Below are 17813 nucleotides of genomic sequence, written 5' to 3'. Positions count from 1 at the left end.
GCAGCGGGCGGCGCGTTACACGGCGGGGGTGGAGGCCAGTTTGTCCAGCACGGCCGGGTCTTCCAGCGTGCTGGTGTCGCCGGTGATCTCGTTCCCGGCGGCGATCTGGCGCAGGAAGCGGCGCATGATCTTGCCGCTGCGGGTCTTGGGCAGCGCCTCGGCGATGATGATGGCGTCCGGGCGGGCCAGCGCGCCGATCTCGCGGGAGACGTGGCGGCGCAGGTCGGCGGGGTCGGCGCTGTGGCCGTCCTGGAGCAGCACGAAGGCCACGACCGCCTCGCCCTTCACGGGGTCGGGGCGGCCCACCACCGCGGCCTCGGACACGTCCGGGTGGGAGACCAGGGCGGACTCGATCTCCATGGTGCCCAGGCGGTGCCCGCTGACGTTCAGGACGTCGTCCACGCGGCCGACGATGGTGTAGTAGCCGTCGCTGTCGCGGCGGGCGCCGTCGCCGGCGAAGTACACGCCGCCGATCTCGCCCCAGTAGCTCTTGCGGTAGCGTTCGTCGTCGCCGTACACGGTGCGCAGCATGCTGGGCCAGGGCCGCTTGATGACCAGCAGGCCGCCGTCGCCGGGCCCGAGTTCGTCGCCCTCGTGGGTCATCAGGGTGGGTTCGATGCCGAACATGGGCACGCCCGCGCTGCCGGGTTTGCTGGGGTGCGCGCCGGGCAGGGTGGTGAGCATGATCGAGCCGGTCTCGGTCTGCCACCAGGTGTCCACGACCGGGCAGCGTTCCCCGCCGATCACGCGCCAGTACCACATCCACGCTTCCGGGTTGATGGGTTCGCCGACCGACCCCAGCAGGCGCAGGCTGCTCAGGTCGTAGCGGCCGGGGATCTCCTCGCCGTGCTGCATGAACGCGCGGATGGCGGTGGGCGCGGTGTACAGGATGGTGACCTTGTGCCGCTGGATGATGTCCCAGAAGCGGCCCCAGTCCGGGTGGTTGGGCGCGCCCTCGTACATGACGACGGTGGCGGCGTTCAGCAGCGGGCCGTACACGCTGTAGCTGTGCCCGGTGACCCAGCCGACGTCGGCGGTGCACCAGTACACGTCGTCGTCCTGCAGGTCGAACACGGTCTTGGTGGTGAGGTAGGTGCCCACCATGTACCCGCCGGTGGTGTGCACCACGCCTTTGGGCGTGCCGGTGCTGCCGGAGGTGTACAGCAGGAACAGCGGCTGCTCGCTGTCCAGCGCGGCGGCCTCGTGCTGGTCACTCTGGCGGTCCACGACGTCGTGCCACCACAGGTCGCGGCCCTCGGTCCACCAGTCCACGGGCGTGCCGGTGCGTTTCACGACCAGGATCTTTTCCAGGCTGGGGGCGAGTTTGGCGGCCTCGTCGGCGTTCACCTTCAGGGTCACGGGTTTGCCGCGGCGGTACCCGGCGTCGGCGGTGATGAGCAGTTTGCTCTGCGCGTTGTTGATGCGGTCGGCCAGCGCGGCCACGGAAAAGCCCCCGAACACCACGCTGTGGGCCGCGCCGATGCGGGCGCAGGCGAGCATGGCGATGGCCGCCTCGGGAATCAGCGGGAGGTACAGGGTGACGCGGTCGCCGGCCACCACGCCGAGTTCCTCCAGGGCGTTGGCGGCCTTGCACACCTCGCGCAGCAGTTCGGCGTATGTGTACGTGCGGACCTCGCCGTCCTCGCCTTCCCACACGATGGCGCGTTTGTCGCCGTAGCCGCGCTGCACGTTGCGGTCCAGGGCGTTGTAGGCCACGTTCGTCTGGCCGCCCACGAACCACTGCGCGTGGGGGAGTTGCCAGTCCAGCACCTGATCCCAGTCCTTCATCCAGTGCAGTTCGCCGGCCACGCCGGACCAGAAGCCGTCCGGGTCGTCCAGGCTCTGGCGGTACATCCGCTCGTAGTCCTCGCGGCTGACCTTGGCGCGGGCCCGGAACGCGTCGCTGGGCGGAATGACGCGGTTCTCGTGCAGCATCGCGTCGATGTGGTCCTGGGCGGTGGTGGGTTTGGGCTGCTGGGGCGTCTGCGCCATGGGGTCCTCCGGTGGGGGCGGGTGCCGGGGCGGCGGGGCAAAGCTGGGAACGGCGGGCCGGCCTGCGCGGGGCAGGCGGGCCGGAAGGGCGTCAGGTGTAGGCTGAAAGTTTACGCCTGTGCCTCTGCCCACGGCTGTCGTCACCAGCGGGGTACTGAACTCGGGTCAAAGTTTTTTCCCGTGTGGACCGCACTCGCCCGGGCCGGGTGGGCTAGACGTCTGCTTATGGGTGCGCCGGCAGGCTAGGCTGCACCCACCCTCTCCCCTGCCCCGGAGGTTCCCGCGATGCTCGGTCCTGCCGCCCAGGTCGGCCTGCACGACCACGAACGCTTCCTGAAACGCTACCCGCCCTTCCGCACCCTGGACACCCCCACCCTGGACCGCCTGGTGCGCGCCCTGCAGGTCGTGTACCGCCCCCGCGGCAGCGCCTTTGACGTGACCGGCGGGCTGTTCGTGATCCGGCGCGGCGCGGTGGACCTGAACGGCGAGCATTACGCGCAGGGCGACACCCTGGGCGGCGGCGTGCGGGTCGGCACGGCGCAGGCCACCACCGACGCCTGGCTGTACGTGCTGCCCCCGGAGCGGGCCGGCGAGTGGCTGAACCACCCTGCCCTGCACGCGTTCCTCAGCGCGCAGCTCTCGGAGCGCCTGAGCGCCCCGGACCTGGGCGCCGACACCGGCGCGGACCTGAGCCGCGTGCCGGTCAGCGAGATCATGCAGCCGCCCGTCCTGGTCCCGCCGGACGCCAGCGTGCAGGAGGCCGCCACGCGCATGCGCGACCGGCGCGTCAGCAGCCTGATGGTGGACCTTCAGGACACGCACGGGCCGGGGCAGTACGGGATCATCACCGACAAGGACCTGCGCAACCGCGTGCTGGCCGGCGGCCTGCCGCCCACCACCCCGGTGCGCGAGGTGATGAGCGCGCCGGCCCGCACCGCCCCGGAGGACATCACGGCGGTGTCGGCGCTGAACCTGATGTTCCGGCACAACGTCCGGCACCTGCCGCTGGTGCGCGGCGCGGAACTGGTGGGCATGCTCGGCACCGCCGACCTGCTGCGGCTGCAGACGCGCGGGCTGGGGTTCGTGGTCCCGGACCTGCTGGACGCCCCGGACGCCGGGACGCTCGTGCGGCTCGCGCGGAGCCTGCCAGCGCGGGCGTCGCACCTGTATCGCAGCGGACAGAAGGCCGAGGCGATCGCCCGGCAGGTCAGCTACGCCTACGACGCCCTGTACCGCCGCGCCCTGGAGCTCACGCAGGCGGAGCTGCGCGGCGAGTGGGGCGCGGCGCCCGGGCCCTTCGCGTGGGTGCTGCTGGGCAGCCTGGCGCGGCGCGAGAGCGGCCTGAACCCGGACCAGGACCACCACCTGCTGATTCAGTCCCCCGAGCACCGCCCGTACTTCCAGGCCCTGGCGCGGGGCGTGGAGGCGCTGCTCGCCCACGCGGGCCTGCCCCCGTGCGACGGCGGGGTGCTGGCCTCGAACCACCTGTGGACCCGTGAGGAGTACGCCGCGCAGCTGCGGGCGTGGTTCCGGGTGCCGGACCCGCAGGCGCTGCTGAACGTGACCATCTACTTCGATCCGCGGGTGGTGGCCGGGGACCTGGACGTCAGCGAGGGCCTGCGCGTGCGCCTGTCGGCGCGCCATGAGCCGGCATTCATGGACCACCTCACGCGCCTCGCGGTGAGCCAGCGGCCCCCGCTGGGCTTCCTGGGGCGCCTGCACACCGGGCAGGACCACGCGCTGGACCTCAAGGTGCAGGGCCTGGCACGAATCATCGACCTGGCGCGGCTTCAGGCGCTGCACGCCGGGGAGGCCGGGGCGAGCACCTTCGTGCGCCTCGGCCCGGGCAGCGGCGCGGGATTCCTGCACCCGGACACCCGCGCGGACCTGCTGGGCGCCTACGCGTACCTGCTGGACCTGCGCCTCGCGCACCAGACCGCGCAGCTGGAGCGCGGGGAGACGCCCGGCAACCGCGTGCCGCTCGCCGACCTGGGCGGGCCGCAGGAGGTGCACCTGCGGGAGGTGTTCAAGCTGATCGGCCGGGTGCAGGCCACCCTGGCCGCCCAGACCGGCGGGCCCCTGTGAGGGCGTCCGCGTCCGGGCGGGCTGCGTGAACCTGAACGTGCCCTGGCGGGCCGCGCCGTTCACCGCCCTGGATTTCGAGGCGACCGGCATGAACCCCGCCCGGGACGAGGTGGTGCAGGTGGGGCTGGTCCCGCTGCACGGCGACACGCTGGACCTGCACGGCGCGTTCGCGCAGTGGGTGCGGCCCACCCGGCCCTTCCGGGACGAGGCGGTCGCCATTCACGGCCTGAGCCATGACCTGCTGCAGGCGGCGCCGGCGACAGCGGACCTGCGGGGCGCGCTGGCCGCCGCCCTGACCGGCCGGGTGCTGGTCGCGCATTACGCCGCGCTGGAACTGGGGTTCCTGAAACGCTGGGGCGTGCGGCCGGCCGCGACGGTGGACACGCTGATGCTGGCCCTGGCGCTGGACGGCCGCACCACGCAGACCGCCCGGCGCGACGAGTACACCCTGAGCGCCCTGGCCGCTCGGCTGGGCGTGCCGGTGTACGGCGAGCACGACGCCCTGGCGGACGCGCTGATCACGGCGCAGGTGTTCCTGGTGCTGGCGCACGAACTGGAGGCGCGGGGCCGGGTGCGCACCGTGCGGGACCTGACGCACCTGAGCGGCTTCCGGAGCGGGCTGTTCGGCCTGTTCTGAACAGGGCCGCGGCCCCCGGTGACCGGGGGCCGCGGGTGGGTGGCGGGGTTCAGTCGTGCGCGGCGACGCTGCCGTCCACGCCGGCGCCGGTGTAGGCGCGGTACTGCATCTCCTCGAAGGCGCGGTCGTCGTCCTCGCGGCGGCGGCCGATCAGGGCGCCCAGGGCGGCCAGCGCGAAGCCTGCGGGAATGCTGACGATGCCGGGGTTCTCCAGCGGGAAGATCGCCGGGGCCTGGATGGGGTGGCGGCCGGTGGTCTTCTCCGGGGGGTCCACGCCCATGATGTTGGGGCTCACGGCGATCAGGGCCAGCGTGACGGCCAGGCCGCCCACGATGCCCCAGATGGCGCCGTTGGCGTTGAAGCGCCGCCAGAACAGCGTGTACAGGATCACGGGCAGGTTGGCGCTGGCGGCGATGGCGAAGGCCAGCGCGACCAGGAACGCCACGTTCTGGTTCTTGGCGAGCAGGCCCAGCAGGATCGCGGCGATGCCCACGGCGACGGTCGCCATGCGCGCCACCTTGAACTGCTGCGTTTCGCTGGCCTGCCCGCCTTTCAGGACGCCGTTGTAGATGTCGTGCGTGAAGCTGGTGCTGGCGCTGATGGTGAGCCCCGCGACGACCGCCAGGATGGTTGCGAAGGCCACGGCCGTCACGAACGCCAGCCCGAACTCCCCGCCGACGGTGCCGGCGCCGCCCCCGAGGGCCTGGGCGAGCATGGGCGCGGCCATGTTGCCGGCGGCGTTCGCCTCGGTGATGGCCTCCTTACCGAGCAGGACGTTGGCGGCGTTGCCCATGAACGCCGTCATGACGTAGAACGCACCGATCAGGACCATGGCCCACACGACGCTCTTGCGGGCGTCCTGCGCGGTGGGCACGGTGAAGAAGCGCACCAGGATGTGCGGCAGGCCGGCGGTGCCGAGCACCAGCGCCAGGCACAGGCTGATCAGTTCCAGGGGTTTGGTGTACTTCACGCCGCTGCCGAGGAATTCCGCGCCGTTTCTCGCCTCGACCTGCCCGAGCAGGTTGCTGAACGAGAACCCGAACCGGGCGAGGATCAGGACGGTCATGACGATGGTGGCGAACATCAGCAGCATGGCCTTGATGATCTGCACCCAGGTGGTGGCGAGCATCCCGCCGATCACGACGTACACGATCATCAGCACGCCCACCAGCGGAATGGCGAGTTCGGGACGGATGGCGTTGCCGGACAGCAGGCTGATCAGGCTGCCGGCGCCGACCACCTGCGCGATCATGTAGAAGGTGCTGATGGTGATGGTGGAAAAGGCCGCGTAGAAGCGCACGCGGGGGTCTTTCAGGCGGTACACGAGCATGTCGGCCAGGGTGTACTTGCCCAGGTTGCGCAGGGGTTCGGCCACGATGAACAGCACCGTGAGGTACGCGATGAACCACCCGACCGAGTACATGAAGCCGTCGTAGCCGTTCAGGGCGATCAGGCCGGTGATGCCCAGGAAGGACGCGGCGCTCATGTAGTCCCCGGCGATGGCGATGCCGTTCTGCGTGGCGCTGATCTTGCCGCCCGCGACGTAGAAGTCGCTGGCGCTGGTGTTGCGTTTGCTGGCCCAGAAGGTGACGCCCAGGGTGATGGCAACGATGATCGCAGCGAGCAGGAAGGTCACGCGCGGGCCTCCTCGGCCAGCCGGTCGAATTCGCGGGCCTTCACGACGTAGATCCAGGCCATGGCCCAGCCCATGATGAATTCCAGGAACGCAAGCACGTACCCGAAGGTGATGTTGCCCATGACCTTGGTGGCCATCAGGGGGCGGTTGTACCCGGCGAGCAGCGGCAGCAGCAGGTACAGCGCCAGGAACGTGACCGTCATGGTGACGGTGAAGCTGTTCCGGGCGGCGATCAGGCGTGCGTAGGCCGCGTTCCGGGTGGGGGAGTGGGCTGTCATGGTGGACCTCCTGGGGAGCGGCCGGGTGGGCCGGGAGGGCACTGAACGGCGCGTCCAGTGAGGCGGGTGTCGTCCTGCGGGAAACACGCGGGCCTGCAGCAATCCTTGTGCTTTGTGGTCACGTGCAGGGTAGGGGCTGGCCGCGCGGGCTGGCAAGAGGTCCGCCGGGCAGTAACAGAATCCGGTCTACCATCCGTCTAGACAAGAAAGGGGGAGAAAGGATGCGGGGATTCAAATGTCTAGATACCTCGCTTCAGACAGGGCCGCCCGATTCAGGCACCAGCAAACCCAAATAGGGACCCTTGTCTCTGCGGGCCGCCGCAGGATGGCTATGCTGTGCGAATGCTCCTGGACCAGCTGGGCCGACCACTCCGCGACCTGCGGATCAGTGTCACGGACCGCTGCAACCTGCGCTGCACGTACTGCATGCCCGCCGAGGTGTTCGGCTCCGACTACGCCTTCCTGCCGCGCAGCGAAGTGCTGAGCTTCGAGGAGATCGAGCGCCTCTCCCGCGCGTTCGTGAGCCTGGGCGTGCGCAAGCTGCGCATCACCGGCGGGGAACCCACGCTGCGCCGCGACCTGCCCGAACTCATCGGCCGTCTCACGGCGATTCCGGGGGTGGAGGACGTCGCCCTGACCACCAACGGCCTGCTGCTGCCCCGCCTGAGCCGCGACCTCGCGGCGGCCGGCCTGCGGCGCGTCACCGTCAGCCTGGACAGCCTGGACCCGGAGGTGTTCGGCCGCATGAACGGTCTGGGGGTGTCGCCGGAGAAGGTGCTGGACGGCATCGACGCTGCCCTTCAGGCGGGGATGCGGGTGAAGCTGAACACGGTCGTGCAGCGCGGCGTGAACGACACCGGCCTGCGCGAGTTCTGGCTGGCGCTTCGGGACAGGGCCGTGGTGCGCTTCATCGAGTTCATGGACGTGGGCAACCACAACGGCTGGAACCTGGACAGCGTGGTCCCCTCCCGAGAGGTGCTGGCGCGCCTGAGCGCGGACGGCCAGGGCACGGAATTCCGGCCGCTGGACCCGGCCCACCCGGGCGAGGTCGCCGCGCGGTACACGGACGGCGCCGGGCATGAGGTGGGGATGATCTCCTCGGTCACGGCCCCCTTCTGCGGGGACTGCACGCGCGCGCGGGTGTCGGCGGTGGGCGTGCTGTACACCTGTCTGTTCTCCGGCGCCGGCACCGACCTGCGTGCGCCCCTGCGCGCCGGCGCGACCGACGAGGACCTGCGCACACTGCTCACGCGCGTGTGGAGCGGCCGGCGGGACCGTTACAGCGAGGAGCGCGGCGAGGCCACCCGCGCCCGCCCGAAAGTCGAGATGTCGCACATCGGCGGCTGAGGCCACCCGCGTTCCCGCTGCCGTGACAGCCCGTCCAGTGGTTGTGCCCGGCGTCACACACGCCTAAGATGAACGGCAGATCAAGGCGTGCCCAGGCGCGCCACCCGGTTCCGCGCGATTCATGGCCTGACCTGGAGGGAACATGGCGAAGTACCCGCTCATCAAGACCACCCTGAAAGACCGCCTGCTGGGCGGCCACTACACGGAAGGTCTGCCGCTGCCCAGTGAACCGCAACTGGCCCGCGAATTCGAGGTCTCCCGCATGACCGCCCGCCGCGCCATCGACGAACTCGAACGCGAAGGCTACGTGTACCGCGTGCAGGGCGCCGGCACCTTCCCCACTGGCAAACGCTTCCGGCAGGGCATGTTCCGCGTGCGGCCCTTCAAGGAATGGGCCCGCCACCCCGACCACCGCACCACCGTGCTGCGCGCCATGCAGATCGAAGCCACCCCCGAAATCGCTGTGGTCCTGCAGATCCAGCCGGGCGACCCGGTGATCTTCGTGCACCGCCTGCGCACCGCCGGCGACGAGGCCCTGGTCATCGAGAAGCGCTACATCAACGCCGCGCTGGTCCCCAGCCTACTGGACCACAACCTCAGCGCCGAAAGCATCCACGAGACGATGGTCGCTCTCGGCGTGCCGCTCGCCCGCGTGGAGCAGAACCTGGAAGCCGTGAACCTCCGTCAGGAGGAAGCTGACCTGCTGCGCGTCCCGGTCGGCACCGCCGCCTTCCTGCTGCGCCGCACCACGTACAGCGGTCAGACCCGCGCCAGTTACGTGAACTACTGGGTGCGCGGCGACCGTTACGCCTTCCAAGACACCTTCGAACCCTGAGCTTCCGCCAGCAGAAGGACCGCCCCGCTGCCCGGGCGGTCCTTTTTCCTGGTGTCCCACGGCAACAGGTCTCTACCCGCTGCCCCGGCCCCATCTCCATGTCCAACAAAAACCGCCCCACGTGGGGGCGGTTCGGTGGGCGTGAGCCCGGGGGTTACTTGCCGTTCTTGGCGGCGTCCACGAGGGCCTTGAAGGCCTCGGGTTCACGCGCGGCGATGTCGGCCAGCACCTTGCGGTTCAGGTCCACGCCGGCCTTCTTCAGGCCGCCGATGAACGTGCTGTAGCTCATGCCGTGCAGGCGGGCGCCGGCGTTGATGCGCTGGATCCACAGGCGGCGGAAGTCACGCTTCTTGTTGCGGCGATCGCGGTACTCGTACGTCGCGGCGTTCAGCAGCGTCTGGAAGGCGTTGCGGTACTGCTTGCTGCGGCTGCCGCGGAAGCCCTTGGCGCGCTTGAGCACCTTGTTGTGGCGGCGGCGGCGGATGATCCCAGTCTTGGCGCGCGGCATGGTTTATTTCCCCCTCGGGAGCATGAGCTTCATGCGGGCCCACTCGCTCTTGGCGAGCACGAAGCCCTTGCCTTTGCCGCGAATCTCGTCGCCGCTCTTGCCGGTGTTCTGGTGGCGCTTGCCACTCTTGAACGCCATGACCTTGCCGGTGCCGGTGATCTTCACGCGGCGCTTGGCCATCTTGTGCGTCTTCATCTTGGGCATGAGGCCCTCCTTCGTAGTCCAGTCGCACCCCGGTCTGGGGGCTTCTGTCTGGGGTATCGGGCCGCCTGCATGCTCAAGGCCGTTGGTTGCCCGGTCCCACTTGACCAAGAAAAGAGTTTACGCGACCCGACGAGCCAGGGTCAAGGTCGCGTGAAGTACAGCTGCGTGGCGACGAGCTGACTACCCAGGCCTTCCAGAATCCGGCGCATGGGATGGTTGCTGGCGTCCGTGCCGCCCGCATGGCGCGTGAACGCGGGAAGGGCGCGGGCAAACAGGTGTTCCTCCAGGCGCCGCCCCAGCCCCCGGCCGCGCTGGTCGGGCCGGACGCCGAGCATGTTCACGCTGATCTCCCCGGGACGCCCGCCTGGGCCGGACGCGGCCAGCCCCGCAGGGTGGCCGGCGTCATCCGGCACGCTGACCAGGGTCCAGCCTTCCGAGGATTCCCAGTCGGCCCGGCCCAGGCGGGTCATCAGGTCGCGGACCGCCTGGGGCCATTCGGTGCCGTGCGGGTACTCCGTGATGTGCGGGTCCTGGCTGTACGGGCGGGCGGTCAGGTCCGTCTGGTACATGACGTGCGCCCCTGCGCCGTCCGGCTGCCAGCCTGCGGCCTGCGCCAGTTCGGCCCGGAGGGGAAAGCGGTCGTCCTGCAGGACCAGCGTTTTCCCGGGCGGGGTGCGGGCGTACAGCTCAGTGAGAAAGCCGCTGAGGGCCGTATCCGTCGTGTCCGGGCGAACCTGGGGAAAGGCGGGGAAATACGGCGCATGGCTGATCAGGGCCACGCCCTCCACCCCACGGTCGGTGCGGAGGATCAGGAATTGCTCCGGGCTGAGCCTGCCGTCCTCGATGCGCTGGCGGGTGTCGGCGGTGCGGCGTTCACGGTCCTGCGGGTCGGGCAGCAGGGCGTGCACGTCAGGGAGAGTGGCGAGGGTGGCGGGCCGGACGGTGAATTCGTGGTTCAAGGGGTGACCTCGTGGGGCGGGTCACCGGGCAGGGACCGGTGACCGGGAGGCGGGCGGATGGGGGGCAGGTCATGTGGTTGTGGTTCATGGGACCTCCAGGTGACCGCCCCGGAACGGTCTGTTCCGGGGTTGCGCAGTGGGACGTGCGGTCACATTTGCCCGAGGGTACGTGAAAAACGGTGGTCCTCCGCCACCTGGCCTACCCGGTCAGGGCTGGGTGAGCCACAGGGCGGCGTAGGGGTCGAGGTTCACGGGGCGGGTGAAGCCCAGGGTGCCGCCGTTCAGGCGGTCCTCGGCGCGGTCGCCCAGGTGCTCGCGCAGCGTGGCGGGGTTCAGGGGGATGCGGTCGGGGCTGAAGTTGTACACGCCGAGCATGGGGCCGTGCGGGGTGTCGCGGCGCAGCAGCAGCACGCGGGCGTCCGGGCTGGGGGCGGCGCGGGTACCGGCGCCCGCGTGCAGGTGGGGGGTCGCGGCGCGGGCCTGGACCATGCGCTGCGTCCAGGCGTAGGCGCGGCCGGAGGGGGTGAGGATGTCGTCGCGGGCGGCTTCGGCCTGGGTCCAGTCCATGTGCGCTTCGGTGAGGGCCATCTCGTCGCCCATGCTGAGCAGGGGCACGCCGCCGAAGCCCAGAATCAGGGCGTGCAGGAGGTTCAGGCGGCGCAGGGCGCGGTCGGTGTCCTGGTCGTCGCCGCGGGTGGCGGCGGCGTGCAGGCCGGTGAGGTCGGCGGCGGTGCGGCCGTCCTGGTCCCGCAGGCGGGGCAGCCAGGTGAGGCGGGCGGGCCGGGGGGGCACGGCGTTCAGCGCCGCGGCCAGGGCGCTGGTGTCGTGCCCGTGCAGGGCGACCCAGACGGGGCCGGTCAGGACCGGGAAGTCCAGCAGGTCGCTGAGGAGGCCGCTGTGGTCGCGGGTGCCGAGGGCCGCGTAGCCGGGATCGGGGGCGTCCAGGCGGATGCTGAGGGCCGGGGCGACGACCAGCAGGGCGGAGCGCAGGGCGTGCAGCAGGGCCGGGCGGTCGTCCGGGCGGGGGGTGTGCAGGTGCTGCCAGCCGCGCAGATTCAGGACCTCCACGCCGCGGTTGGCGAGGTCCAGCAGGGCGTCCAGCGTTTCGCGGAACACGGCGGCGGTGCCCCAGTTCAGGGCCTGCGTGCCGTCCCCGGCGGCGTCGCCGGTCAGCATGGCCTGCCGCCGGGCGTTGCCCTGCGCGGCCTGGGCAGCCCAGGCGTGCGCGGCGGGAATGCAATCCAGGGTGACGTCCACGCCCAGGCTGATGCCCTGGGCGCGCAGGTCGCGGGCCAGAGCGCTCAGGTCGTCCAGGGTGCCCAGGGCGGGGTGCACGGCGCGGTGGTCGCCGGCCTGCCCGCCCTCGTGGCCCAGAACGCCGTGCAGGTGCAGGTAGGTCACGCCCAGCTGGTGCAGGTACGCGGCGTGGCCGCGCACGTCCGCGAGGATGCCGCCCAGGCGGTGGGCGGGCGCGGCGTACCCCAGCTGGTCCGGGCGCTGCCAGTGGTCGGGGCGCAGCAGGCGGGTCTCGTCCAGGCGGCGCAGGTCGGGCAGGCGGGCGTGCGTGGCGTGCAGCAGTGATTCGATCAGGCCGTCCAGCAGTGCGGGGGCCAGGGGGCCGTACACGGCGCCGAGGTGATGGACGAGTTCCGGGCCGTGCCGGTCCAGGCGCAGCAGGAACGTCTCGGCATCTCGGTCGTCGTCGAAGGCGAGCCGCAGTTCGGTCGCCAGTTCACTGTTCAGGAGGGAGCCGGTCAGCACGCGCCCAGCATAGGTCAGGCCCCCTCGGGTGCGGCCAGCAGGGCGTGCAGGACCGGAAGGTCCAGGGCCCGCAGGGCGGCCTCGGCGCGGGCTTCCAGGTCGTGGGGCGCGCCGGGCAGGGCGGCGGCGCGCGTCAGGGCGCCTTTCTCGTTCAGCAGCCACACGCCGTGCCGCGCGCAGAGTTCCTCGGCGAGGGCGTGCACGGCGGCGTACGTGCAGCCGCGGGCGTAATGCCGGTCCCCTTTCTTCAGGCCTTTGGCGGCGGCGTCCAGCCAGAAGCCTTTCATCCAGCGGTAGTGGCTTTGCATGGCTGCCGAGAGAGCCGGCGGGTAGGTGGCGACCTGCCGCTGGAGGGCGACCAGTTGCCCGTCCGGGTCGGAGAGCAGCACGCAGCAGGCGAGTTCGGCGGCGTAGTGGTGGGCGTGGATGCCGTGCGGGTGTCCGGTCTGGGCGTGCAGGGCCACGCGGCCGGCCAGGGCGTCGTGCACGCTCTGCCGCACGCGGGGCAGGTCGCGGTAGATGACGTCCACGCGCGCGCCCTGGATGGTGAGCCACGCGCCGCCGTCCACCCAGGGCCCCCACCCGCCGACGGGGGACGGCTGGGCCTCGTGCGTGTCGTCCAGCGCGCGGCACAGCGCGCCCAGGGCGTCCAGGTCCAGGGTGCCGTCGTAGGCGACGCTCAGGTCCACGTCGGAGTGCGGGGTGGCGGTGCCGGTGGCGTGCGAGCCGCCCAGGGCGACCCCCAGCACGCCGGGCACGGCCTGGAGGCCGCGGACGACCTCCGGCAGGAAGGCGGGGAGCGGCGCGGGCATCCCGGCAGTATGCGCCGCCCCCCGGCGCTCAGCGGTTCAGGAAGGCCAGCAGAGCGCGGTTGACCTCGTCGGCGTGCGTCACGTACAGGCCGTGCGGGCCGTCCTTGATGACCTCGGTGTGGGACTGCGGCAGGAATTCGGGCATGCGGGCGCCACTCTTCTCGAAGGGCACGATCTGGTCGCTGTCGCCGTGCAGGATCAGGGTGGGCACGGTCAGGTGCGGCAGGTCGGCGCGGAAGTCCGTTTCGGAAAAGGCGTGCACGCAGGCCTGGGTCGCCACCGGGGACGCCTGGTAGATCAGGCCGGCGGTGAACGCCAGGTATTCCTCGCCGAGCAGGTCAGCGTGGCGGTCCAGGTTGAAGAAGGCCCTGGCGAACTCCCCGAAGAACTTCGGGCGGTTCTGCGCGATGCCCTGCACCATGCCCTGAATGGCGTCGGGGGTCATGGGGCCGTCCGGGTTGTCGGCGGTCTGTAGTAGCAGGGGCGGCACGGCGCCCATCATCACGGCGCTGCGCAGCCGGCCCGCGCCGTAGTGCGCAGCGTAGCGGGCGACCTCTCCCCCGCCCATGCTGAAGCCGACCAGCGTGACGTCCCGCAGGTCCAGCGTTTCCAGGAGGTCGTTCAGGTCGGCGGCGAAGGTGTCGTACTCGTACCCGGTGGGCGTCTTGCCGGACTGCCCGAAGCCGCGGCGGTCGTACGTGACGGTACGGAACCCGGCGTGACGCAGGGCGTCCACCTGCCGTTCCCACATGCGGCCCGAAAGCGGCCAGCCGTGAATGAGCACCACGGGGCGGCCCTCGCCGTACGACTCGTAGTACAGCTCGGTCTGCGGGGCCTTGAAGTGACGGGTCTGGATGGTCGGCATGGGGGAACCTCCGGGGGCGCCGGGCAGGCCCGGGCGGGAACGGGAACGTGGAGAGCGGGCTGGGCCGCCCGGAGTGTAGGGCGGCCCTCCCCCGTGCCCCACACACGCAGCGTTAATCGATATGCCTGGGGAGGGCTCAGCTCAGTTCGTGGAAGGTTTCCTCGGTGATGCGTTCCGGGAACTTGCGCAGGAAGTCCACGGTGCTCAGCGCCTGGCTGCGGTGGCAGCCGATCGCCTGCAGCTTGCGGGTCACGTACGCGGTCACGTCGTGCCGGACGGTGGGCTGCAGCCACGCCGCGCGCAGGGCCTCGTTCTCGGGCGGCGTGTCGGACGCGTAGTACCACAGCCGGGGCCGCTCACTGTCCGGCAGACTGTCCCAGGCGGCCTTCACGGCGCGGTGCGTGGTCACGTGGTCCGGGTGGCCGTTGCTGCCGTTGGGCGGGAAGGTCAGCACGATCTCCGGGTTCAGGCGCGTGATGGCCTCGCGGGCCACGCCGGCCAGGGCGTCCAGCGGCTGGTCCTGCAGGTACTTGTCGGGGAACGTGTGGTGCTCGAACACGCTGCCCGGGTCCCGGGTCAGGCCGATGGTGTCCAGCGCCGCGGCCAGTTCCACCTCACGCATCCGGGCAAGTTCCTCGGGCGTGTCGCACAGGCCCAGGGTGCGGCCGGCCTCGCCGCGCGTGAGGGTGACCAGCCCGCAGGGCTCGCCGGCATCCAGGTACGTCATCAGGGTCCCGGACGCGCCGTACACCTCGTCGTCCGGGTGGGGCACGATGATCAGCAGCTTCAGGCGGCGCTCACGGGTGGGGTCCGGCAGGCTCATGCGCCTCAGCATACGGGCGCCCGGCCGCCCGGCCCCGGCCCTCCGCCATGTTGCTCATGTGCCCGGCAGGCGGCCCGGTTCACCATGAGGGCATGACGACTGTTCCTTCCTTCACCCTTCGCGCGCCCCGCTACCCGGAGGACGCCGAGGCCCTGGCGACCGTGCTGACCGCCGCCAGCCCCGACTGGCCCACCACCGCCGAGAACCTGCTGCGCTGGCAGGCGACCCGCAATCCGGAGCTCTTTCACACCGAGGTGCTGGCCGAACGGGACGGGCAGATCCTGGGGGCGGGCGCCATCGGGCACGACGACTTCTCCTTCGAGGAATGGCGCTACTGGGGGAACCTGGGCGTGCACCCGGATTACCGGCACCAGGGGGTGGGTACGGCGCTTTTTGACGAACTGCTGCGCCGCGTAAAGGAGCGGGGCGCGCGGGAGGTGCGGACCATGGTCAGCGGCAGCGACCGTGACGCGCCCGGCCGGGCCTTCCTGGACCACCGCGGTTTCCGGGTGGCCTGGGAGCGCTTCGAGTCCGAACTGCACACCGCCAGCCTCGACCTGGGCACCTTCGATCCCCTGATGGCCCGGGTAGCCGACGCGGGCGTGCAGCTCGTGCCGCTGTCCGAGGTGCTGGGCTGGCCGGAAGGCCGCCGCTGGCTGCATGAACTCGACTGGCAGCTGTTCCAGGACGTGCCCATGGGCACGGTGCTCACCAAACGCAGCCTGGACCAGTGGGTGAAGGACGAACTGGAAGACCCGGCCCTGCAGCCGGAGCTGTCCTTCGTGGCCGTGCGGCCCGGGCAGCAGGACCCCCTGACCGGGCCGCTGGTGGGGTACAGCACGCTGGGCCTGAACCCGGGCGGGTTCTACTACATCGGCATGACCGGCGTGCTGCGCGCCGAACGCGGCCAGGGCGTCGCCAAGGCGCTGAAGATCGCGGCCATGCGCGCCCTGGACGCCCGGGGCGGCGGGCTGATCAAGACCTTCAACGACGCGCCGAACGTGGCGATGCTGACCATGAACGAGGCGCTGGGCTTCCAGCGCACGAACACCCGCTACCGCTACGAACTGCACCTGGACGGCGCATGACCCTGCACGTCCGGGACGCGACCCGCGCGGACTACCCTGCGGTGGCCGCCGTGATGCAGGCCGCCGATCCGCGCCGCCCGGTGACCGCCGAACTGCTGGAGGTCTCCGCGCAGAAGGTGCGCAGCAGCCCCCGCGGGCTGCACCTGCACCAGTGGGTGGCGGAGCGCGGCGGGGAGGTCGTGGGGTTCGCGGGCGTGGCGCAGTGGGCGGGCGCGCACCACCCGGACCGCTACCACGCGGTGATCACCGTGCCGCCCGGTCACGCGCGGCGGGGCGTGGGCACGGCGCTGGCCGGGGCCGTGCGCGCGCACCTGGAGGCCCGCGGTGCGCGAGAGGTGCGGGCCGCCGCGGCCGAGGACCAGCCGCACGCCGTGGCGTTCCTGATCGGCCGGGGTTTCCGGGAGGTGTCGCGCGAGGTGGACCACGTGCTCACGCTGGACGCCCACCCGGAGCCGGACCGGGCGCGGCTGCCGGACGGGCTGCGGCTCGTGGCCCTGCCGGACTTCATCGTCGCGCAGGGCCGGACCGCCGCGCTGGAGGCCTTCCGGGCCACCTTCAACGCGGCCCGCGCGGACGAACCGCGCACCGTGCCGGCCGCGCCCTACACCGCGGAGGAAATTGAGGAGTACCTGGCGCATCCCCTGTGCCTGCCGGAGGGGATGCTGCTGGCGGTGACCGGCGCCGGCGAGGTGGCGGGCCTGACCGAGCTGTGGCTCGACCCGGCGGAGCCGGCGCGGCTGCACACCGGCCTGACCGGCACGGCCCGCGCGTGGCGGGGCCGGGGCGTGGCGACCGCGCTGAAACGGGCGGCCCTGGAGGTCGCCCGGGCGCGCGGCACGCGGGAAATCTGGACGCAGAACGACCTGACGAACGCGCCGATGCTGGCCGTGAACGCCCGCCTGGGCTTCCGGCCGCAGCCGGCCCTCATTCAGTTCCGCCTGGGCGAGATCGGGCCCGCGGACGTGGAGGCGACATATGACGAGTGAACCCCTGAACCGGCTGGACCCGGCAGCCGTGACCGTCCGGGAGATGACTCCTGCGGACCACGCGGCGGTGGCGGCGCTGCTCACGGCCGTGAACCCCGACCACCCCATCACCGCCGAGAGCCTGGAGAACGAACTGAAGTTCCTGCGGGAGTCCAGCGTGAACCCGCACCTGTGGCACGTCCTGGCCGAGTGGCAGGGGCAGGTGCTGGGCGCGGCGTCGGTGCTGCAGTTCCCGGGGCAGTACCACCCGGACCGCTACTCGCTGGACCTGGGCGTGCACCCGGACTGGCGCGGGCACGGCCTGGGGACCCGGCTGGCCGCCGAGGTCGAGGCGCACCTGCAGGCCCGCGGCGCGCGGGAACTGTCGGCCGGGGCGTACGAGACCTGGCCGGTGTCCGTGCGGTTCCTGGAGGCGCGGGGATTCACGGAGCACATGCGCTTTTTCGACAACGTGCTGGACCTGGGCACGTTTGATATGGCCGCCTGGGAGGCCGAGCGGCACCTGCCGGAAGGTCTGCGGGCCGTGTCGTTCGCGGCTTTGCAGGAGAAGCTGGGCCGTGAGGAGGCGATGCGCGCCTTTCATGACGCGTTCGCGGAGGCGCGGGCGGACGTGCCGCGCACCGCGCCCGCCACGGAACTCACCCTGGAGGACCTCACCAAGCGGGCCGCCGAGCCCAGCGCGTGCCCGGAGGGCGTGTTCCTGGCGGTGACGGACGCGGACGAGGTGGTGGCCCTGACGGAGCTGTGGCGCTCGGACGCCGGGCCGCACCGCCTGGAGATCGGCCTGACCGGCACGCGCCGCGCGTGGCGGCGCCAGGGAGTGGCGCTGGCCCTGAAACTGCGCGGGCTGGAGTGGGCGCGGGAGCAGGGCGTCACGGAAATCTGGACGGGGAATGCCACGACCAACCGGCCGATGCTGGCGCTGAACGAGCGGCTGGGCTTCCGGCCGCGGCCGGCGTGGGTCTCGTTCCGGCGCGGCAGCGTGGACGAGGGCTGA

At 71.5% G+C, this 17813-nt stretch carries 17 protein-coding genes; 7 read left to right on the top strand and 10 right to left on the bottom strand.

Features of this window, described 5'->3' with window-relative positions; genetic code table 11:
• Positions 1 to 15: 15 nt before the first annotated feature.
• Positions 16 to 1992, bottom strand: coding sequence for an acetate--CoA ligase (gene acs / locus DFI_RS03530; RefSeq protein ID WP_051307454.1), 1977 nt, complete (start codon positions 1990 to 1992; stop codon positions 16 to 18).
• 285 nt (positions 1993 to 2277) lie between these two features.
• Between acs and DFI_RS03525 the strand changes: the two genes are divergently transcribed.
• Both DFI_RS03525 and DFI_RS03520 read left to right on the top strand, forming a co-directional pair.
• Positions 2278 to 4077, top strand: coding sequence for a putative nucleotidyltransferase substrate binding domain-containing protein (locus tag DFI_RS03525; protein ID WP_027461960.1), 1800 nt, complete (start codon positions 2278 to 2280; stop codon positions 4075 to 4077).
• A gap of 25 nt (positions 4078 to 4102) precedes the next feature.
• Entirely contained in the window at positions 4103 to 4714 is a 612-nt protein-coding gene (locus tag DFI_RS03520; protein ID WP_051307453.1) for a 3'-5' exonuclease, read from the top strand.
• Between the two features lie 49 nt (positions 4715 to 4763).
• Here DFI_RS03520 and DFI_RS03515 read toward each other — a convergent pair whose 3' ends face one another.
• Positions 4764 to 6350, bottom strand: coding sequence for a solute symporter family protein (locus DFI_RS03515; protein ID WP_022800063.1), 1587 nt, complete (start codon positions 6348 to 6350; stop codon positions 4764 to 4766).
• On the bottom strand, positions 6347 to 6628 hold the full coding sequence (locus DFI_RS03510) for a DUF485 domain-containing protein (RefSeq protein WP_027461958.1): 282 nt from the start codon (positions 6626 to 6628) through the stop codon (positions 6347 to 6349). Before DFI_RS03510 ends, DFI_RS03515 begins: the two co-directional genes overlap by 4 nt.
• 342 nt (positions 6629 to 6970) lie before the next feature.
• On the opposite strand from DFI_RS03510, the gene moaA reads away from it, so the two are divergent.
• Both moaA and DFI_RS03500 read left to right on the top strand, forming a co-directional pair.
• Positions 6971 to 7975 carry a GTP 3',8-cyclase MoaA gene (gene moaA / locus DFI_RS03505; RefSeq protein WP_027461957.1) on the top strand — a complete coding sequence of 335 codons (1005 nt, stop codon included), beginning with the start codon at positions 6971 to 6973 and terminating at the stop codon, positions 7973 to 7975.
• A 142-nt stretch (positions 7976 to 8117) separates the two neighbouring features.
• A complete protein-coding gene (locus DFI_RS03500; RefSeq protein WP_022800066.1) occupies positions 8118 to 8810 on the top strand; it encodes a GntR family transcriptional regulator in 693 nt (230 codons plus the stop codon).
• A 154-nt stretch (positions 8811 to 8964) separates the two neighbouring features.
• Here DFI_RS03500 and rplT read toward each other — a convergent pair whose 3' ends face one another.
• The 7 genes from rplT to DFI_RS03465 all read right to left on the bottom strand — a co-directional run bounded on the left by rplT (position 8965) and on the right by DFI_RS03465 (position 14742).
• Positions 8965 to 9318: a 50S ribosomal protein L20 gene (rplT, locus tag DFI_RS03495; RefSeq protein WP_022800067.1), complete on the bottom strand. Its 354-nt coding sequence runs from the start codon at positions 9316 to 9318 to the stop codon at positions 8965 to 8967.
• A gap of 3 nt (positions 9319 to 9321) precedes the next feature.
• Complete coding sequence (gene rpmI, locus DFI_RS03490) at positions 9322 to 9522, bottom strand: 50S ribosomal protein L35 (protein WP_022800068.1); 201 nt, start codon at positions 9520 to 9522, stop codon at positions 9322 to 9324.
• Positions 9523 to 9662: 140 nt separating this feature from the next.
• Positions 9663 to 10481, bottom strand: a complete 819-nt coding sequence (locus tag DFI_RS20550; RefSeq protein ID WP_027461956.1) for a GNAT family N-acetyltransferase — start codon at positions 10479 to 10481, stop codon at positions 9663 to 9665.
• A 207-nt stretch (positions 10482 to 10688) separates the two neighbouring features.
• Positions 10689 to 12242, bottom strand: coding sequence for an alpha-amylase family protein (locus DFI_RS03480; RefSeq protein WP_051307452.1), 1554 nt, complete (start codon positions 12240 to 12242; stop codon positions 10689 to 10691).
• Between the two features lie 14 nt (positions 12243 to 12256).
• Positions 12257 to 13054: a nucleotidyltransferase domain-containing protein gene (locus DFI_RS03475; protein ID WP_043776923.1), complete on the bottom strand. Its 798-nt coding sequence runs from the start codon at positions 13052 to 13054 to the stop codon at positions 12257 to 12259.
• A gap of 28 nt (positions 13055 to 13082) precedes the next feature.
• The gene (locus tag DFI_RS03470) at positions 13083 to 13919 is read right to left on the bottom strand and encodes an alpha/beta fold hydrolase (protein ID WP_051307451.1); all 837 of its coding nucleotides are present in this window, start codon (positions 13917 to 13919) and stop codon (positions 13083 to 13085) included.
• A gap of 136 nt (positions 13920 to 14055) precedes the next feature.
• A complete protein-coding gene (locus DFI_RS03465) occupies positions 14056 to 14742 on the bottom strand; it encodes a PIG-L deacetylase family protein (RefSeq protein ID WP_027461953.1) in 687 nt (228 codons plus the stop codon).
• Positions 14743 to 14834: 92 nt separating this feature from the next.
• Here DFI_RS03465 and DFI_RS03460 point away from each other — a divergent pair, with 92 nt between their 5' ends.
• Genes DFI_RS03460 through DFI_RS03450 form a run of 3 tightly spaced genes read left to right on the top strand, consistent with a single transcriptional unit; the run spans position 14835 to position 17813 of the window.
• Positions 14835 to 15830, top strand: a complete 996-nt coding sequence (locus tag DFI_RS03460; protein ID WP_027461952.1) for a GNAT family N-acetyltransferase — start codon at positions 14835 to 14837, stop codon at positions 15828 to 15830.
• A complete protein-coding gene (locus DFI_RS03455; RefSeq protein WP_027461951.1) occupies positions 15827 to 16816 on the top strand; it encodes a GNAT family N-acetyltransferase in 990 nt (329 codons plus the stop codon). The genes DFI_RS03460 and DFI_RS03455 overlap by 4 nt, the downstream gene beginning before the upstream one ends.
• Positions 16806 to 17813 carry a GNAT family N-acetyltransferase gene (locus DFI_RS03450; protein ID WP_051307449.1) on the top strand — a complete coding sequence of 336 codons (1008 nt, stop codon included), beginning with the start codon at positions 16806 to 16808 and terminating at the stop codon, positions 17811 to 17813. The genes DFI_RS03455 and DFI_RS03450 overlap by 11 nt, the downstream gene beginning before the upstream one ends.

The organism is Deinococcus ficus (assembly GCF_003444775.1).
GTDB classification, from domain to species: domain Bacteria; phylum Deinococcota; class Deinococci; order Deinococcales; family Deinococcaceae; genus Deinococcus; species Deinococcus ficus.
This window is presented reverse-complemented; position numbering and strand designations above follow the sequence as displayed.

Bases quoted from the DNA above. Each gene is read 5' to 3' on its own strand.
- DFI_RS03455 (WP_027461951.1), top strand. From the start codon at position 15,827: ATGACCCTGCACGTCCGGGACGCGACCCGCGCGGACTACCCTGCGGTG.
- DFI_RS03460 (WP_027461952.1), top strand. From the start codon at position 14,835: ATGACGACTGTTCCTTCCTTCACCCTTCGCGCGCCCCGCTACCCGGAG.
- rplT (WP_022800067.1), bottom strand. From the start codon at position 9,318: ATGCCGCGCGCCAAGACTGGGATCATCCGCCGCCGCCGCCACAACAAG.
- DFI_RS03500 (WP_022800066.1), top strand. From the start codon at position 8,118: ATGGCGAAGTACCCGCTCATCAAGACCACCCTGAAAGACCGCCTGCTG.
- moaA (WP_027461957.1), top strand. From the start codon at position 6,971: ATGCTCCTGGACCAGCTGGGCCGACCACTCCGCGACCTGCGGATCAGT.
- DFI_RS03465 (WP_027461953.1), bottom strand. From the start codon at position 14,742: ATGAGCCTGCCGGACCCCACCCGTGAGCGCCGCCTGAAGCTGCTGATC.
- rpmI (WP_022800068.1), bottom strand. From the start codon at position 9,522: ATGCCCAAGATGAAGACGCACAAGATGGCCAAGCGCCGCGTGAAGATC.
- DFI_RS03470 (WP_051307451.1), bottom strand. From the start codon at position 13,919: ATGCCGACCATCCAGACCCGTCACTTCAAGGCCCCGCAGACCGAGCTG.
- DFI_RS03525 (WP_027461960.1), top strand. From the start codon at position 2,278: ATGCTCGGTCCTGCCGCCCAGGTCGGCCTGCACGACCACGAACGCTTC.
- acs (WP_051307454.1), bottom strand. From the start codon at position 1,992: ATGGCGCAGACGCCCCAGCAGCCCAAACCCACCACCGCCCAGGACCAC.
- DFI_RS03475 (WP_043776923.1), bottom strand. From the start codon at position 13,054: ATGCCCGCGCCGCTCCCCGCCTTCCTGCCGGAGGTCGTCCGCGGCCTC.
- DFI_RS03510 (WP_027461958.1), bottom strand. From the start codon at position 6,628: ATGACAGCCCACTCCCCCACCCGGAACGCGGCCTACGCACGCCTGATC.
- DFI_RS03450 (WP_051307449.1), top strand. From the start codon at position 16,806: ATGACGAGTGAACCCCTGAACCGGCTGGACCCGGCAGCCGTGACCGTC.